The organism is Anaeromusa sp. (assembly GCF_028691475.1).
Taxonomy (GTDB): domain Bacteria; phylum Bacillota; class Negativicutes; order Anaeromusales; family Anaeromusaceae; genus Anaeromusa.
Genome location: NZ_JAQUZF010000003.1, coordinates 36,594 through 54,560 on the forward strand (window position 1 = coordinate 36,594; position 17,967 = coordinate 54,560).

The 17,967-nt window shown below is 53.9% G+C and carries 17 protein-coding genes; 1 reads left to right on the forward strand and 16 read right to left on the reverse strand.

What is annotated here, in order from left to right:
* Window positions 1-16: 16 nt before the first annotated feature.
* The 16 genes from PHF27_RS01175 to PHF27_RS01250 form a co-directional block, all read right to left on the reverse strand.
* On the reverse strand, window positions 17-3,064 hold the full coding sequence (locus tag PHF27_RS01175) for an SMC family ATPase (RefSeq protein ID WP_300065059.1): 3,048 nt from the start codon (window positions 3,062-3,064) through the stop codon (window positions 17-19).
* Window positions 3,061-4,194 (reverse strand): exonuclease SbcCD subunit D, encoded by a 1,134-nt coding sequence (locus PHF27_RS01180; RefSeq protein WP_300065061.1) that lies wholly within the window; start codon window positions 4,192-4,194, stop codon window positions 3,061-3,063. The genes PHF27_RS01175 and PHF27_RS01180 overlap by 4 nt, the downstream gene beginning before the upstream one ends.
* Window positions 4,195-4,745: 551 nt before the next feature.
* The gene (locus tag PHF27_RS01185; protein WP_300065063.1) at window positions 4,746-5,624 is read right to left on the reverse strand and encodes a DMT family transporter; all 879 of its coding nucleotides are present in this window, start codon (window positions 5,622-5,624) and stop codon (window positions 4,746-4,748) included.
* Between the two features lie 435 nt (window positions 5,625-6,059).
* The gene (locus PHF27_RS01190; protein ID WP_300065065.1) at window positions 6,060-7,643 is read right to left on the reverse strand and encodes a DUF4127 family protein; all 1,584 of its coding nucleotides are present in this window, start codon (window positions 7,641-7,643) and stop codon (window positions 6,060-6,062) included.
* 18 nt (window positions 7,644-7,661) lie between these two features.
* Window positions 7,662-8,021, reverse strand: a complete 360-nt coding sequence (locus tag PHF27_RS01195; protein ID WP_300065067.1) for a hypothetical protein — start codon at window positions 8,019-8,021, stop codon at window positions 7,662-7,664.
* Window positions 8,022-8,140: 119 nt separating this feature from the next.
* The gene (gene fetB, locus PHF27_RS01200; protein ID WP_300065069.1) at window positions 8,141-8,899 is read right to left on the reverse strand and encodes an iron export ABC transporter permease subunit FetB; all 759 of its coding nucleotides are present in this window, start codon (window positions 8,897-8,899) and stop codon (window positions 8,141-8,143) included.
* A complete protein-coding gene (locus tag PHF27_RS01205) occupies window positions 8,896-9,585 on the reverse strand; it encodes an ATP-binding cassette domain-containing protein (RefSeq protein ID WP_300065071.1) in 690 nt (229 codons plus the stop codon). The genes fetB and PHF27_RS01205 overlap by 4 nt, the downstream gene beginning before the upstream one ends.
* A gap of 14 nt (window positions 9,586-9,599) precedes the next feature.
* Window positions 9,600-10,346, reverse strand: coding sequence for a D-alanyl-D-alanine carboxypeptidase family protein (locus PHF27_RS01210; RefSeq protein ID WP_300065073.1), 747 nt, complete (start codon window positions 10,344-10,346; stop codon window positions 9,600-9,602).
* A gap of 49 nt (window positions 10,347-10,395) precedes the next feature.
* Entirely contained in the window at window positions 10,396-10,575 is a 180-nt protein-coding gene (locus tag PHF27_RS01215; RefSeq protein WP_300065075.1) for a hypothetical protein, read from the reverse strand.
* Window positions 10,575-11,147 carry a nitroreductase family protein gene (locus PHF27_RS01220; protein ID WP_300065077.1) on the reverse strand — a complete coding sequence of 191 codons (573 nt, stop codon included), beginning with the start codon at window positions 11,145-11,147 and terminating at the stop codon, window positions 10,575-10,577. The genes PHF27_RS01215 and PHF27_RS01220 overlap by 1 nt, the downstream gene beginning before the upstream one ends.
* Window positions 11,141-12,037: an NAD(P)-dependent oxidoreductase gene (locus PHF27_RS01225; protein ID WP_323441100.1), complete on the reverse strand. Its 897-nt coding sequence runs from the start codon at window positions 12,035-12,037 to the stop codon at window positions 11,141-11,143. Before PHF27_RS01225 ends, PHF27_RS01220 begins: the two co-directional genes overlap by 7 nt.
* Window positions 12,038-12,052: 15 nt before the next feature.
* Window positions 12,053-12,439 (reverse strand): Asp23/Gls24 family envelope stress response protein, encoded by a 387-nt coding sequence (locus PHF27_RS01230; RefSeq protein WP_300065079.1) that lies wholly within the window; start codon window positions 12,437-12,439, stop codon window positions 12,053-12,055.
* A gap of 121 nt (window positions 12,440-12,560) precedes the next feature.
* Window positions 12,561-13,427: a response regulator gene (locus PHF27_RS01235; protein WP_300065081.1), complete on the reverse strand. Its 867-nt coding sequence runs from the start codon at window positions 13,425-13,427 to the stop codon at window positions 12,561-12,563.
* A 34-nt stretch (window positions 13,428-13,461) separates the two neighbouring features.
* Entirely contained in the window at window positions 13,462-14,751 is a 1,290-nt protein-coding gene (locus tag PHF27_RS01240; RefSeq protein WP_300065083.1) for a sensor histidine kinase, read from the reverse strand.
* A gap of 185 nt (window positions 14,752-14,936) precedes the next feature.
* Window positions 14,937-16,193, reverse strand: coding sequence for a cation:dicarboxylase symporter family transporter (locus PHF27_RS01245; protein ID WP_300065085.1), 1,257 nt, complete (start codon window positions 16,191-16,193; stop codon window positions 14,937-14,939).
* A 231-nt stretch (window positions 16,194-16,424) separates the two neighbouring features.
* A complete protein-coding gene (locus tag PHF27_RS01250; protein WP_300065087.1) occupies window positions 16,425-17,198 on the reverse strand; it encodes a DUF4931 domain-containing protein in 774 nt (257 codons plus the stop codon).
* Window positions 17,199-17,345: 147 nt separating this feature from the next.
* Between PHF27_RS01250 and lexA the strand changes: the two genes are divergently transcribed.
* The gene (gene lexA / locus PHF27_RS01255; protein ID WP_300065089.1) at window positions 17,346-17,966 is read left to right on the forward strand and encodes a transcriptional repressor LexA; all 621 of its coding nucleotides are present in this window, start codon (window positions 17,346-17,348) and stop codon (window positions 17,964-17,966) included.
* Window position 17,967: the final 1 nt, after the last annotated feature.

A 17,967-nucleotide genomic window follows, 5' to 3' on the forward strand; every position in this document is an offset into this window, starting at 1 on the left:
TTTAAATCCTCACGCCCTAGGGTAAATGAAAAATCGCGCGGCTGCCCCGCTCGCCGGGAATGACCTCCAGGCGCGCGCCAATCCGCTCCTTCAACTCCGGCACATGGGAAATAATCCCTACCAGCCGGCCGCCGCTCTGTAAATCCACTAACGCTCGCATAGCCAGTTCCAACGCTTCCGGGTCGAGAGTACCAAAGCCCTCGTCCACTAAAATCGTGTCCAAACGCATGCCTCCCGCATAGGCCTGCACCACATCGGAAAGCCCCAGGGCCAGCGCCAAGGATGCCAAAAAGCTTTCGCCGCCGGACAAGGTTCCCACCGGCCTGGGCACGCCAGTGTAGCTGTCGAACACCTCTAAATCCAAGCCGCCAGCCTTGCGGGCGTCCGCCAGCACGCTGGACCGTTGCAGGGCGTAACGCCCCCGGCTCATTAAGGAAAGACGCGCATTCGCTTCTTCCACCACATCATCCAGCAATGTACGCAGCACATAACGCTGAAAGGTCAGGTTCAACGCGTTTCCGCCTCCCGCCATCGCCGCTAACGCCGCTACCGCGCCTTGCGCTTCCTCCACGGCCGCTAATTCTTTGGCGATGCTTTGCAAACGCGCCAATCGCTCCTGGTCTCGTTTCCAGGCTTCTTCCAAGCGAACCTTTGTTTCCCTCAAGGCCGCCTCCGCAGCAGACGCTTGTTCCTGCGCGGCTGCAAACACCGCCAAATTCGGAGGCGTCTGCCCAGCCACCGCCTCCTGGGCCCGCCGCACACGTTCCTGCGACGCCGCCTCTTTTTGCCGCCTTGCTTCAAGCTGCTGTCCCCACAAAAGCCGCTGCTCTTCTGCGGCCCGCGCCTGTTCAAACGCTTCCTGTCCCGCAAAACCGCTCTGCTGCAAGCGCTGCAGCCAAAGAGTTTTTCCTTCCTCCAGTCTCGCCGCCGCTGCCGCTGCCGCCGTTCGGGCCTGTTTAGACAAGGCCTGCGCGGTTTCAAAATGCTGCGCCGTTTCGCGGAGGAGCTTCTCCGCCTGGACCAAAGAAGTCTGCACTTGCTCCAGCTGTTGGGCGCACGCGCGCCGCGCCGCTTCCAGCGCGCCTTCCTGGCGCAACGCTTCCGGTACCCGTGCGGAACATTCCTGCAGCACCGCCTTGGCCGCCTCTAAGGCGCTGCCGGCTTTATCTCTGACAGAAAGCGCCGTTTCGCGCTCTTTTTCGGCTTGAAGCAGCTTTTTCTGCTCTTCTTGGCGTTTTTCAGCGCACCGAGCTGCTTCTTCCAAGGCTTGCTGCGCTTGTTGCGCCAGCTCCGCCGCCTGTTGCGCCTCCGCCTTCGCTTCAAGAAGAGACAATTCCTGCTTCTCCCCCAGCTCCTGCAAGCACTGGTTTTCCTGCTCTGCCAGCAGCTTTTGCGCCGCTTCCTGCTGCGCCGCCTGCGCCAACGCCTTGCTATGGGCCTGCTGCCATTTCAGCCACGCCGCTTCGGCCTGCTCCACATCCTGCGGCTGCAGCATACCTGCAAAAGAAGCTTTTTGGGGATGATCCAGGGCGCCGCAAACCGGACAAGGTTCTCCCGCCTCTAATTCAGCGGCCAGCAGCGCGGCTTGCTGTTTCTGCCATTGCTGCCGCAGCGCCCCTAAGGTTCGCCTGGCGCTTTCCTCGCTGGCGCAAGCATTTTGCAGCGTTACCGAATGCTCTTGCTGACGCCGCGCCTGTTCTGTCAGTTTCACGCGCAGCTCCGTCAGGCGCTGCAAAACAGACAGCCTCCCTTGCAGCCTGGCCGCTTCCCTCTCCAGCTGCGGCGCTTTTTCACCTGCCATAGTTAAGCTTTGCTGCTTAGCTTCCAGCGCTTTCCACTCTTGCTGCCGCTGTTGCAGCAGCTCTTCTTGCCGCGCCGCCAGTTCTTGCGCTTGGACCCAAGCCTTTTTTAGCTCCGCCGTCTGCTGCCGCGCCGTTTGCCAGCGTTCGTACTCTTTCGCCTGACCCTCCAGCTCTAACTGCCTAGCTTGAAGCTGCCGCAAAACCGCTTCTTGGGGCTGCAGTTTTTCCCAAGCATCCCGGGCGGCTTCCTTCGCCGCTGTCGCCGCAGCGGCGTTAGCCTCTGCACGACCGCTTTCTTTTTCTTGGGATGCCGCTTCTTGCGCTAACTGCTGCCATTGCCGCCAGAGATCCTCCAAAGAGGCTGCTTGCTGCGCCGCTTCTACTCGAGCCGCCAGCTTTGCCGCCTCTTCAACGCCGGCCAGCAATTGCAGCGCCTCTTCCTCCGCCGCTTCTTTTTCCGCAAAACGATCCGCCGCTTGCTGCGCCGCCGCCAGTTCCAAACGGCGTTCTTCCGCCGCCTGTTGTCCGGCATTTAGGCGAAGCTGCGCTTCTGCTGCAGCCTGTTGCGCGATCGCGCAGCGCTCCTGCAAGTCCGTTTTCGACTCAGTACCCGCTTCTGTCAACAGCCATGCTTCTTCATCGCGCAGCGCCTGAAAGCGCTTCGCGCCGCTTTGCGCTTTGTCTTTCAATCCTTGCTCCAAGCGCGCGTACAGCTCCGTGCGGAAAAGGTTTTGCAAGATTTCTTCTCGCTCTTTAGAGCCGGCCACCAGCAGTTGCCTAAACTGCCCTTGGGGCAGCAACACCACTTGCCGGAACTGAGCCACTTGAAAGCCCAAGATCTCCTCCACACGGCGCGTGACGTCCTGCCAACGAGAAGCCAGCAATTTCTCCCCGTCCGGCCCTTCTTCATACAAAATCGCTTCCGCCGGAATCTGGCGAAAGCCTTCGCCCCGCAATTTAGGCCGCTGCTGTTCTGGACGCCGCTGTACACGCAGGATTCGCTCACCCACAGCAAAACGAAGCTCCACCTCGGTAGCCTCTTGAGGCGAAGCATAGTCGCTGCGTAAATGGCGCACCTCTCGCAAATCGCCGCTGGCGCTGCCGTATAAAGCAAAGCAAATCGCGTCCAACACGGTCGTTTTTCCAGCGCCGGTCGGCCCGTGAATTAAAAATAAACGCACATCTCCTAAACAAGAAAAATCCAGCGTCTGCGACGCCGCATAAGCGCCAAAGGCCTGAATGCGCAGCCATAACGGCCTCATAAGCCCACCTCCCGCTGCCGCCGATATTCTTCTTCTACTAAAGCGGCAAAAAGCGCCTCTTCTTCGCGCTTCCATTCCCGGCCGGCCACTTCGCGAAAAAAGCAGGCAAACAGTTCTTCCGGTCCCAAACGGCGATGATCCTGCACGCCTTGCTGCTCTTTCAGCTTTTGCAGGCGAGCGTATTCTAAATGCAGAATTTCCGGATGCTGCTGCTGCAGCCGCCCCTTGGCGTCAAGCACCGGCGCATCGTCTGTTAGGGTCACCATTAAATAATCGCTGCACTTAGGCCGCGCCAACAGCTCTTGAAAGCTTCCCTGCCAGCAAACCACATCGCGCCGCGGCGTCAGACGCACCGTCTCCACCGTCACTGCGCCATCCGCCGCTAAATCCACCAGATGAACGCCCTTAGTCTGCGCCGCCTCTTGAAAAGAATATTTCAGCAGCGAACCGGAATAGCGGACCTTGTTGCCGCTTTGCTGACAGCCGTGCAAATGGCCCAATGCCGTATAGTCAAAGGCCGAAAAAGCATCCGCCCCCACCATGCCGCTGCCGCCCACGGACAAGGGGCGCTCCGACTCGCTGGCCGCTCCGCCAGCCACAAAAGCATGCGCTATCGCCACCTTGCGGGCTCCCTGCGGCACCTTTGCCAAGGCAGCCGCTATTTGACAGCGCAGAGCCGCATCATGATCCGCCGCCTCCTCCCCCAAGGCGTAGCGAACCGCTGCCGGCTCAGCATAAGGCAAGGACAGAATATGCACCGGACCTGCACTGTCTTCCAGAATAAGCGCAGGCTGCTGCGCCTGCAGCGGCCCTGCCACATGTAAACCTTGACGCGCCAAAAGAGCGCTCCCGAAACCCAGCCGCTCCGGGCTGTCGTGATTGCCGGCGATCAATACCGTCGGCAAGGCGCACTCCAACACCAACTTCTGCAATACCTCGTTCAAAAGTTCCACCGCTTCCGCCGGCGGCACCGCTCGGTCATAAATATCCCCGGCTACGAGCACGGCGTCTACCTTGGCTTCTTTGGCTAAAACCACCAGTTGTTCCAAAACATAAGCCTGGTCCTCCGTCAAATGTACGCCATGAAACAGACGGCCTAAATGCCAATCCGATGTATGTAAAAAGCGCATACGCCACCTCCGAATACGAACGTAGTTTCTTTTTTCTTTTCGCCGCCTTTGGACGGAAGTCCTTCCAGCCGCTCAAGCACTTCTGATTTATTCCATCATAACAAAGCCCGCTGACAACAGTCTGTCAGCGGGAAAAAACTAAATTTAAACAGGAGTAGAGGGAGGGTACGATAGAGAGGAACGGAACACAGAGTAAGCAGAGGAACAGAGGAAAACAGAGTAGTACGAGAATTGAACAATAGTCGCGATGAGAACCGGAGGATACGTATGAGGGAACGGGGTATGTTTTTTAACAAGAGTACCAAGCTAGGCAACAGCGAGGTCCGCGCCAGGCGCCTGGGGCAAAACTTTTGCAAGCGAAGCGGTCCGCAGGGCCTGCAAAGGTAGTGGAAAGGAATAGAAATCCGGATGTTTGAGCGCAGCGAGTTACGGATTTCCCTTTCAACTAGCTGCGCAGGAGCTGAGCGAGCTTTTGTTTTGACACAGGCGTCTGGTAAGGACGCGATTCAAATTTCTTCTTTTTGCAAGGCGGCTTACAGGAAACGCTTGTTTCACGGACGCCTTTGGGCCCAGCGCGTCAAATACAAGCCAGCAAAGATGACCCCTGCTCCCAAGGCCTGGACGACTCCAAAGGCCTCGCCCAAAAAAGCATACCCCGCTGCCACGGCGAAGACTGGCGCCAAATTATTGTATAGAGAAGCCGTGGTGCTCCCCACCTTGCCTGTAGCCCATACCCAAAGACCGTTAGCCAGGCTGAGCGGAAAAACGCCGGAATAAAGGACGCTGCTCCATGCCACCGTCGACAGCGCCGACCAATCTACCGCCAGCATATCCGGCAAAGCGACCAAGACAAACAAGACCGTAGTCGTCAAGATTACGTACGCCGTAACTTGATACGGCGAATACCGCACAAGGAGCAGCCGGGAAAAAACCGTGTAGTAACCATAACCAAGCTGTGCGCAAAGCAAAAGCACCCCGCCCAATACATGCGGTCCAGCTAAGCTGAATTCCTTGCCAGCGCCCCAAACCATGACAAGCACCCCCAGCAGTGAAACAGCAATCCCCGCCACCGTCAGACGCCGAATTCCCTCCAGGCCATGTATGCGATTAATGATCGCGACGCTCACCGGGAGCAGCCCCAAAATCAAGGAGGCATTACCGGCGGTCGTCAACTGCACGCCAAAGGTAAAGAAAATCTGAAACGAAAAAAAGCCGAAGCTGGACACCGCCAGCAGCCGCAAATCCTCACGCCTTAAAGGCAGCCACACCGCCGCCCGCCGGAAAACAACCCACCCCACTGCCAAAGCCGCCACCATGCGGATGGCATTATACGCCATAGGCGGCACCTCTTCCAGGCCCAGCTTCATCACTGGCGGATTGAGTCCCCACAGCAAAGCTACTAATACTAACACTCCGTGCACCTGAGACATCGTTTATTTCTCCTTTTTGCCGTCTTGATATCATGTAACAATTCACTGCCAGAGAGAATTTCTCCTTTTTTGAAGATTAAAGAGAATAAGCGCATCTTAAACAAGAGTATAAGGAGGCAACGGCGGGTACGAAACAGGGAGGCGGCGGTGATACTTGCATTTGAGACTTTTATTGGAGCAAGGCGGTCCGCAGGACGAAAAAGTTAGCTAAGACGGATTACAGTTTCGCCTGTTTGAGCGCAGCGAGTTAAGAAACTGCCGACTTAACTAGCTTTTTCGAGGCGCGCGCAAATCTTGTCTCAAATACAAGTATGCCGTCCGTTTGATGCAACGCCTCCCAACCCTTGATGAATCGGGGTTTGCGACCGTAAAATATACGCTTTCTGGCAACGCAAAAGCAGACGCCCCTGCAAGGACGTCTGCTTTTTGTGATTCTTATTTCTGTGGCGGTGTAATCCGCACATCGATTTCAAACATCCGGTTCCAGGGAAAGTTCACCTGCACCTGTTCGGGCTGCAAAAAGTCCAGATACTCTTTAGCAAATTCACGCAGTTTCTTCTGCGCCGCTACAGTCAGTTCTCCTTCAAGAGCATCCAGTTGCACCAGGCTGCCGCCTTTGGCGTAAACGATTTCCCGATTCAGCTGACTGCGAATGTTGGCCTGATACGCCCAATCATCCAAATAGCGTTCCGCCAGCAGCTTCTGCCGCGATGTTGTCGTCATCTGCGGCGCCAGCATGCCTTGAGAAATAGCGAATCCCAAGGTGTTGCTCGGCGTATTCCAGCCGGAATAGGCTGTCAGCTTGCCCAGCAGCTTCTGGTCGCTCAATTCCTGCATCAACGAATTATCCGAACCATTGACAAAAGAAATGTTGCCGATAGCCACGGCCTGTCCTCTGGCAAGTTCTTTGGCTACATTAGCCACAAACTGCTTCGTTCCTGCACTAGCATACGTGATGTTAGTGACCCACTCAGCTTCATCCGTATGGCCGTCTGGCGACGTATGCACCGCCAGCACCAAATCCGGCTTCTGCGGCTGCGGCAGCACAATGCCTCCAGCAGAAACGATCTGATCTACAATGCTCTTACCAATAGGCTGATCCTCATAGGTTGGCAGCGATTTAGGGCCAGTGCCCAAAGCATATTGTACCGACACAACCGGCACACGATGCTCCAAGTCGTTAATCGCGCGGGTCAACAGCAGCATGCCCAGTTGATCAGCTCCAGGAAAGGAGGCAAAACGGCTGGCCGGCAGCTGCGCCGCCTGCTTCACCAGCAGTCTGGCTTCTTTGTGCGTTTGGGAAAAGGGTGCGGTGTCATCCCGTCCCAGCAGCAGATATTGAATATCGCCCTTAATGGTTTTATCTACAAAAATTTGGTTGATCTGGAAATTCTTATCCCGCCGCGAAAACCAATCTTCTAATGCATCCTTAGGAATGGTTTCTTTCAACTTTTTCAACTGACGCTTTTCTTCGCTTGTCAGGCCCAAAACATCTTCCTTGTCCAGTAAAACCGTCAGCTCAAAAATATTAGGACCATGCTTCTCATAATAAGAAGGCTCCACGCCGCCGGCAGTCATGCGCGGTGTCCGCATAATCGTCGCAAACACATATTGCCGCGCCGTTGGGTTGAGTTTTTTCAGCTTGTCAAAGCGCGTCTGCCGCGCCCAAAGCAAATCAGGTCCGAGATGATGAATGCGCGAATCTACCAAGCCGCCGTAAACCAGCGTATCCGCCGACAACACCATGGCGTCCACGGTTCTGCCGTTAGCCATCACCCAGTCCCAAACCGCTTCGGGGTTGCCTTCGCGTCCCCGGCTGGCCAGCAACTCTGCCGGCGGCGTCAACACCTCAAAACCAGCAGCCTGCGCTGTTTCTACAGCCTCTCTAAAACTCACCGGCCGATCATCCTGCGGCACAAACAAGATGGTTTTCGCCCAAGCCGCCGCCGGCAAGGCAGCCACAAAGCAAAACACAGTCATCACCGTGCATAGCCAGCGTATGTACGTTTTCTTTTCCATCCTTTACGAAGCCCTCCTTTACTTGCTTTCCTCATCGCGCAGATAACCAACTACATCCTTAACAAGCTGATCCTGCGTATAGGCGGCGCCTGCCGCGTCCCCTTGAGGCTTTGCAGCCGCGTCTTCGCCTTGAGGACGGTTCAATTCGCGCAATCGCCGGTCATGCTGAAGATTATAGCGCGCTAAGCGCTCTCCCAGCAAGCGTTGCTCCTGTTCCCAAAAAGCAGCCAACCCCAATTCTTCTACATGCATAAAAATAAAATAAATAAGTCCCAACAAAGCCACTTCCGGAAGCAGCACAACTGCAAGAACCTCCACATTACTTTTAATCCCTATGCTCCATAAATAGGATACGAAAGAAAGAAAGATGTCATTCATTCCTTTAAGCTCCTTGCCACAAGTACATATTCAGGAAATACTGCACCTATCTTATTATTTTCTCTCATAAAGACCCCTTCTGTCAATCCATCCTCCGTCCCAAGAGTACCCTTTTGCTTTCAATCGCCGGTTCCTTGCCGCACCGAGCCGTACAATCCGAAAAACCCTTGATACGCCTGGTACGCAGCCGCATAGGAAGCCGTCACCACAGCGCCGGTGAGCATAAAGGTCACCATGATTTGATATTTTATCGCTTCTGTCGGCGCCACTCCCGCCAGAATTAGGCCGGTCATCATACCTGGAAGCTGCACTAAACCTACCGTTTTCATAGCATCTACCATAGGAGCGCTAGCGGTATGCAGACTGTCGCGAATAAGAACGGCCGCCGCTTCTTTGGGCGCCGCTCCTAAGGCCAACCGAGCTTCTACTTCCGCTCGGCGCGAAGCAAAAGATCCGGCCAAGGTCCGCAATAACAGTCCCACAGCCACCATGGACTGTCCTGCCACCATGCCGCCTACAGGCACCACTTCGCTGGGACGATAGGTAATAGCGCCGCAAAGCACCAACGTCCCTAAAGTGACCACCATGGATATCGCAATGGAAATGCAGGCAATCCGCCTGGCCCCCGGCACATCCTTGCCGCGTTGGGCTGACACGCCGGACGCTGTATAAAGCATGACACACAAAAGCAGCGTCGTCAGCGCGGGATGGTCGGCGTCAAACAAAAAGGACAGCACCATGCCGATTACCACCAGCTGCACCACCGCCCGCAGGCTGCCAATCAACATCTCCTTGCTCAAGCCCAGCTTTTCCCGCTGCGACAAAGCCATGGCCAGCAAAATCAGGCCGTATGACAAAATCAGCGCTTCATTGCTCATACCACACCTCCTGCAGGCCACTTCTCTACGCGATCCCAAAATACCGCCTCACCGCTGCGCAGCCCCAGCACGCGCGACGCCATGCGCCGCACCTGCGTCTCCTGGTGGGACACCCACAAAAGGGTTAACCCCTCCTCGCTGCGCAGCTGCTGCAGCAGTGCTTCCACCTGCGCCGTCGCCGCCACATCCAAGGCGGACGTGCTTTCATCCAGCAACAGCACCTGCGGCTGCGCCAGCAGCGAGCGCACCAGCGCCACCCGCTGCGCCTCGCCGCCGGACAGAGTCTCGGTTTTAGCGCTAAAAAAAGCCGCAGCCAGCCCTACGGCGGCCAACAACTTTTTCATTCGACCCTCATCCGGTTTTTGCTTGGCAATCTGAAAGGGATACGCCAAGTCTTCCTCCACGGTTTTACCAAAAAGTACGGCTTTTTGCGGCACATAGCCAATACGCCGCCGCAAATCCGGCGGCAAATAACTGCGAAACTCCTTGCCTGCAAAAAATACTTCGCCGCCGCTAGGAGGCGTCAAAAGACACAAGGTGCGCAAGAGAGTCGACTTGCCGCAGCCGGACGGACCGGCCACCGCCACACTGTCCCCGGCCGTTACGGCAAAAGAAATATCCTGCAATAGTGCTTTCCCGCCTATCGTTACGCTTAATTTTTTTACTTCCAACAGATTACTCATCATCTATCCCTCTGCTTTTAAAGTGAAGCAAAGCCGTACTCCAGTAAATATTTAGCCTCTTCCCAACGCAAATCACTGTTGAGAATCACGGTTACCACGGATTTTCCTTGACGAGTGGCGGAAGCCACCAGACATTCGCCAGCAGCATCGGTATAACCGGTCTTCACGCCGTCCGCCCCAGGAAAAGTCCGTAACAAGCGATTGGTGTTGCGCACAAACACTGGCCGACGGTTCAAAAAGGTAACATTCCGTTCATTCGTCGCTACAATGCGCCGGAATTCCGGTTCTTGCCGCGCCGCCAAGGTCAGCTTGGCCAAATCCTCCGCCGTTGTGAAGTGGTTCACTGGATCCGGCAACCCATGAGGATTGCTGAAATGTGTTTTGGACATGCCTAGGGATTCCGCCTTCTCATTCATCCATTGAATAAAGCGAGACCGAGAGCCGCCGCCAACATGTTCCGCCACAGCCTCTGCGGCATCATTGCCGGAAACAACCATCATCCCTGTAAGCAATTCCCGCAGCTTCAGCTTATCGCCGGCGCGCAAATCCAGCGAGGAGCCGTCCGTGCGGGCGGCCCGCCAGCCAACGGTCACCACGCTGTCTAAGTTTCCCCGTTCCAAAGCCACCAAGCAAGTCATAATCTTGGTCGTACTTGCTGGATACATCACCTTATCGGCGTTCTTGGCAAACAATGTTTTCCCGCTGGCTCCGTCTACCACCACCGCCGCTTCGGCTATAACGGCAGGAGGAGGCGGTGCAGCCATCGCCGCTCCGCCTCCTGTTAGGCACAACAAACCAACTAAAAGAATGAGCTTAAAAAAGCTTATACCACTTTTTATGATAATACCCCTCCTTGCCGCGCCCTGCAAAGTGCGCAGCTGCGCCCCATAGCAAGCCGATAGCGATCCATTTTAACATAGGAGTCAAGCCGATTTCTCCGCCAAAACCATACACCCCTGCGCTTAAAAGCGCTGCAATCACATACCAAATCATCAGCCGACCACCAACTCTTGCAGCGTCCGTTTAGGCACATGATGCACGCCGGAAGCGTCACGCCAATATTTCACATCGCTGTTTTCATTGATGTCATCTACAACAACCTGTTCTATCGGCTTGCCTAAAGCCAGCACCAGCAGAATTTCATAATCATCCGGCGACAAGCCGGTGACTTGAAACAAGCGCGGCCGGTCTATATTGCCGATAAAGCAGCCGCCTAAGCCTTTTTCCACAGCGCCGAGCATGATGCTTTGCGCGGCAATGCCGTGATCAATGCCAGCCACATGCGCAATGCCTTTGTCCTTGAGAACCAAAATATAGCCTGTGGGACGTTCGCCTGCTTCCGGGCCGGCCCACTCTTTTAAATATCCCGCCCAGCCAAGGGTAGGAAAAATGCTCTCATTTTTTTCCGCATCCGCCGACACGTAAAACTTCAGCGGCTGCATATTCGCGCCTGACGGAGAAAGACGAGCCAAATCCACCAGACCCACCAGCGTCTGCCGACTGATTTTCACCGCTTCGTCAAAACGGCGGTAACTGCGTGATTTCGCTACTAATTCCTTCAACATGGCACATCCTCCCTCACATATAGTTTGTATAAAGCCTGCGTGCCGCTATCGGCTTCGCCCAGCGCCGCTAAGCGCTCATACAGGGACTTGGTCAAAGCCAGACCGGGCGTCTCTAGGCCCATAGCCGCCGCCTCTTCCAAGGCGATCGTCATATCCTTAATAAAATGCTTCACATAAAACCCGGGCGCAAAATCGCCGTCCAGCATACGCGGTCCCAAATTGCTCAGCGACCAGCTGCCGGCGGCGCCGCTGCCAATGACGCCCAAGACCTTCGCCGGATCCAAGCCGGCGGTCTTAGCATAAGCCAACGCTTCGCACACGCCAACCATATTCCCGGCAATGACGATCTGGTTGCACATTTTTGTATGCTGCCCTGCGCCTGCCTCGCCTTGATGAACCACATTCGTGCCCAGCAAATCAAAAATAGGCTTGGCCCGTTCAAAGTCAGCCGTCTCACCGCCAACCATAATAGCCAGCCGCGCTTCGCGAGCGCCAACATCGCCCCCCGACACCGGCGCATCTAAGGCTGCCATGCCGGCGTCCTTGGCCGCGGCGGCAATACGTCGGGCCAAAGCCGGACTAGAAGTCGTCATGTCAATAAACAACGCCCCCTGGCGCCCTTTAGCAATTAAACCGTTTTCTCCTAAATAGGTCTCTTCCACATCCTTAGGATAGCCAACCATCGTAATGACCACATCACAGGCTTTAGCCACCGCCCCTGGGCATTCGGCCCAAGCGGCGCCCTGCGCCAGCAGCGCTTCTGCTTTCGCTTTCGTCCGGTTATAGACCACTAAAGGATAGCCCGCCGCCAGCAAATGCCCGGCCATGCTTTTGCCCATCACGCCAATGCCGATAAATCCCACTGTAGGTTTTACGCCCTGTTCCATCATACGCCTCCTTAGTATCTACATAACCGGCGGCCATTCGGGCCAATCTTCTTTTCCCGGCGTCGCCGGGAAAAGCAAGCGTTCCACAAGCACATCAATGCGCTCCACTTCCCAACAGGTAACCTGGCGAATTTCTTCGGCCACCTGCCGACGAATGCGGGAAGCCACCTCTGGAATAAACGTGCCATAAGGTACGGCAATGCCTAGCTCCAAAACCACCGTCCGGTTTTCTTCATCTTTTTTTACCACAATCCGGGGGCCCATGCGGCTCAAAAGCGCCTTGGCCTTTTCCAGCAGCGTCCCCTCAGCTGCCGCCACCGGCACAACCTCCAGCTTCTCCATGGCGCCCAGCGCCAACTGTGCAAATACCTCTTCCCGGATAATCGTCTTGCCTGCGGTTTCCATACCAGTCCCCTCCTTGCACAAGATTGCGGTTGTTTTGTCTCCTTCGCGCTGCCTTCCGGCAAATCCTGCCCTACAAAAAAAGAAATGGGAATCGCCTTATGCGAAATTCAGTATAGAATTCCTAATCCTGAGCCAAATAGATAAGTCCCTCTAAAAACTTGCGTACGCTGATTTTTCCGTGATACGGACTTTTTCCTTGAATATAGTTCATTTCCTGGCGCACTTCCTTAAAGTCAAAAAGGGCTGTGCTATAGGTCTGGAATTTTTCATTATCATAGTCTTCCGCGCCCAGATTCGCCATATTCTGCAACGCTTTGGTAATCGTCCGCCGGACGCGCTGCTCTATGGTTTTGGTATCAGTAGAAGTTTTTTCCGAAATTTGCTGGTACATGTCACTCAACTGGTACTCGCTGGTACCATCCGCCAAAAGGGGCGCAATATGCTCAATCATCTGAAAGATCGTTTTCGCACCGGTCTCGCCCAAAATACCTATATCGGAAAAGCTGCGATACACACGAGAACGCAGCGTGTTTTCGGCGTTTTCCCCATGGGCTCCGTGCACCGGCCCGGTAATACGGGTCGCCGTTTCAGAAATCAATGATAAAGCTTGCCGCAGCCGCTGACTTTCCGCCACCCGCTCAATAACCTTTACCACTTCCACCACATTGATGGGTTTGCGAATGAAAAAGCTGACGCCTCGTTCGTACGCCTTCGTAATCATTTGCTGGCTCTCACTTTGGGAAATCATAATAAACGTCGTGTTGGGTAGAGAAGGGCTTACATGATCAATCAGAGTCAAACCGTCCTGACCTGGAAGCAGCAAGTCCACCAGCGCCAAATCCGGCTGAAAGTCCGCAATTACTCGTTCCGCAGAAAGACCGTCGCTGCACTCGCCCAGCACCGTCCCCAAGCGGTACTCGGCAATAATATTTTTCAAAATACGGCGCACCCCTGCATCGTCGTCTACAATCACCAAACGCAATGTCATTGTTTCGCCACCTTTATCCTTTTTGTCGCAACCCTCAGGCAATCAACCGCACAGTGGGAATAGAAATATAAAAATGAGTCCCTCCGGTCTCGCCGGATGTCACCACCACTTGGCCTCCCAGAAGCTTCGTCAGATTCTGTACATGAGACAAGCCCAAGCCGGTGGACATGGCGCCAGTACGCCGATCAAACTTGGTCGAATAGCCCGGTTGAAAAATAAGCTCCCGATCCGCCTCGGCAATGCCGCAACCACTGTCCTGCACTTCAAAAATAACCGTATCTTTTTCTATGGATTCGCTAACTTGAATCGCCCCTTTGTCACCGCAGGCTTCAATGGCGTTAATCAGCAGATTATTTAAAATCGACACAATGACATAGTGCTGATCCGTCCAAAAATCCTGGCGGCATTCGAACTGCAAAGAAACGTCGGCGCCGCGCTGCGCCAGCACCCGCCTGGCATTTTGCTCAATCAGCTGAAAAATGCCTGACAAGAGGCTCTTACGATCGCCTTCGGATGGTTCCAGCACCTTCTCAATGCCTGCCACAACCCTCTGATAATCTTTTTTTACTTCGTGAATATTACGAGCAATAGCCAAAGCCTGATCCGCTACCAACAGATGACGTTCCTGCTCCCGGCATTGGCAGTTCTGCATCTCCTGATACAAGCCGTAGCTATCCACCATAACCTGCTCAATGTCCCTGGAAGATTTGCGCAAGTAAAACAGTTCCGCTTTGAGCTGCGCAATAAGGAGCGTCAACTCATTATAATGGGCCACCTGTTCTTCCGCCAGCGCCACCGCCTGAGCTTCCCTCAAGCCGTAGCAGATGAACACCGCCATCACCGCCCTGGCAATGGCTACGCCCGCTAAGATGCCGAAAGTAACATCCGCCGGCCGGCTAAAAAGTTCGCCCCGCATGGCCAGCTCCGCTGCATTGGAAAAGCCGTCGCAAATGGTCAGCAGCATGACCGTCATCAGCACATTGTCCCGTTGCTCCCGCACCCGGGTCAAATTAAAACCAATGGAGTAAATAATATAAAAGAAAAAAGTCGGCGCTCGTTCCAGCAGAATCTCCATAAGTTCCATATTGGAGGTAGAGACATCAGTTACTACCCGTAAAATGACCATGACAATACTGCCGAAAAAAGCGGTATATTCCACGGAAAGACGGCGAAAATACATCAAAAGAGAGCTGAAAATCACCGGTGCAAAAGACAGCTGAAAGGGGCTGTTGAAAGGGTGCACTGTAATCATGCCGCCAAGGGCAAAGAAAGTTGTCACAAGCAGCATAGTTTGCCACAAGGACAAATAAGACGTTCCTAACATTCTTCCTCCTGCAGGGACTGCTATATAGCTAACGATGAGCATTGGCTGTAGCAAACAAAACTCGTACTTCACTTGCGTTCCGTCTCTTGTTTTGCATAAAAAAGATGTGGCCAGAGACCCCTTACGGGTCTCTTGTCCACATCTTTTTTCGTGATAAAGTTGGTAAATTCCTTTTTTACCGGAACTTACTCGCTATAATTTTTCGTGTAAGCTACTTTCAACACTTCGTCAGGCAGCTCGTTTTCCCAACGGGCCACAACAACAGCAGCTACGCAGTTACCTACCAGGTTGCAGGCGGTACGAGCCATGTCGAGAATACGGTCTACGCCGAGGATGATGGCGATGCCTTCAACAGGCAGGCCAAACGCAGCAGCGGTACCGGCGATAACGATGAGGGAAGCGCCAGGAACAGCCGCGATGCCTTTTGTGGAAAGCATCAAAGTGATAACCATCAGTAGCTGGGTTTCAATCGGGAAGTGAATGCCGTACACCTGGGCGATAAAAACAACCGCCAAGGCGCTGTAGAGAGTGGAACCGTCCAGGTTAAAGGTATAGCCTGTAGGCAACACAAAGGTGATGATGTGACGAGGAACACCGAATTTCTCCAGCTTTTCCATTGCCGACGGCAGAGCCGCCTCGCTGGAAGCCGTCGAGAAGGCCAGCATGAGCGGATCCTTAATGGCCCGCAGCAATTGGAAGAAATTGATTCGGAAGATGATCGTCGCCATCAGGAAGACCAAGAAGAGGAACAATGCCAGAGCAAAATACAACGATCCGATCAGTTTCATCAACGGAATCAGCATGCCTAAGCCGAATTTGCCAACCGTGAAGGCGATCATGGCAAAGATACCAATCGGCGCCAGACACATGACGTAATGGGTAAATTTGAACATAACTTCCGCAATACTTGTGGCGACTTGCAAAACCGGTTTGCCCTTTTCGCCCATTGCAGCCGTTGCTACACCAAAGAAACAGGAGAACACGATAATCTGCAGCATATCGCCGCGCGCCGCTGCATCTACCGCATTAGTAGGAACAATTTTAATCAGCATGTCCATCATGTTGATGGATTTCTTAGCAGCAGCTGCTGCCGCAGAAGGATCGCTCGAAACGATCTGCACGCCTACGCCGGGTTCAAAGACGTTAACTACCAGCAGACCTACAAACAGAGCCACCGTGGTTGCCAATTCAAACCACAAAATGGATTTCGCGCCCAAACGACCCAATTTTTTGAAGTCGCCTGTGCCCGCAATGCCCATGATCAAGGAACTGAAGATCAAAGGCACCACGATCATCTTAATCATACGAATAAAGATGTCGCCAATAGGTTTGAGCTGTTCACCATAGGAAGGAAAGAGATAGCCAAAAATGACGCCTAGAATAAGACCGAGGAAGATTTGCGTAGTGAGACCAATACCGCCAGATTTCTTTTCTTCTGCCATGCGTACGCCCCCTTATAAAATAATTTGGGAAACCAGCCGTGCTTCTGCCAGGTACGCCCGTTCCAGTTTCTGTTTATAGTATGAAAGGAGCCTAATCAAAAAACTACATAATACGACAAAACCATTTTTCAAGAATTTTGCATTTAATATACAACACGCATACAAACGGCTTAGCAGCTTTCTTCTCCGCGTCAGAAAGACCTCTTTGCTAAAAGCGCCGTAAAAGCAAGATCAATATGTCATTTTGGCAAAATACAGGGTGCGCACAAATTCCGTCACCTCTTCCACCTGACTGGAAACCTGAGGAATTCCGTAGCCTACATAGACCGGCGACAAGACAAAACGCGGCATCATTTTCGCCCGTACCGCACCGCCGTTTTCATAAAAGAACAGATTGTAGCTGCTGCAATGACGGTGAAAATGATTCAGAATATAATGCGCCACCGCTTGAATTCCATGGGCAAAAGGTGCAATAGCCCCTTCTTTCTGTAAAAGAATATTAAATTCAAAAAAGCCTACCCTCGGCTGCGTCGACAGATTTACCTCCACCTCGCCATTCTGCCAGATGGGAATGCCACGAAAGGCTTCTTCCTCCATGCTGTGCTGGTAGTTAATATGGTCTAGCCCGACAATCTGCATATGAGGATGACGCATGGAGCCCCCGGAACAAGGCCCATGATTTTTAAAAAACAATACCGAACGAAACTGTCCGCTCCGTGAAAGCTCCCGCCATTTTTCCAGGCCAAAGCCAATAACCGCCTGCAAATGCTCCGGCGCATAGGTCGAAAGTTCCTCGTCGCAAGTGTAGCTTTCTACCAGCACCGTCTGGTAAGCGTCCGGAAAAACAGGATATTTATTTTTCAACCAAAGAATGGGGCCTTCCTCCGCCAGGACGCCGCTCAGTCCCTGGCGATCACAAAACGGACAGGAAGCTTCCTTATGCACAATATTTTCCGGTTTCTTCCGGCCAATGCCTGTATCAAAAACAAGATGCGTATGGACCATAACAAGTCCTCCTTCACTAACTGCCTACTATTGCCAATTCGCCGCTGTCATGCTTCTTCCCTGCAGGTTTAATGCGAACAAGAGTTTGAAAAGCAAAGCGTTTTCTGGTATACTGAGGAAAAATTCAAGAATAACGAGGTGAGCCTGATGCCACGCAAGCGCACCGGCGACAAGCCGGCTGAAATTCTCAGCTTCATCCGCGAACGACTGCGGACCAACGGCTATCCCCCATCTATCCGCGAGATCGGCTCTGCTGTCGGACTCAGCTCCAGTTCCACCGTTCATGGCTACTTAAACCGGCTGGAAGAAGACGGCCTCATTCGGCGGGATCCTACCAAGCCCAGAGCCATTGAGCTTGTTTCCGAATCTCCCTGGCGTCAAAAAGAGATGATCCCCGTCCCTCTGGTGGGCCGTGTTACCGCAGGCTTGCCAATTCTGGCGGAAGAAAACATTGAAGATACGTTCCCCTTGCCTGCATCCTTATTGGGCCGGGGCAACGAAGACCTGTTCATGCTCACCGTCAGCGGTGAAAGCATGATCAATGTCGGCATCCACGACGGCGACTTTCTCCTTGTCCGCCCCAGCGACAGCGCCAAAAACGGCGATATTGTCGTGGCGTTGGTCGACGGCGAAGAAGCCACGGTCAAGCGTTTCTGGAAAGACGGCAAGCAGATTCTGCTCAAGCCGGAAAATGACGCCATGGAACCCATCCGCCCGGCGCATGTAGACATTCTCGGCCATGTAGTCGGTCTGTTCCGTAAGTTCTGAA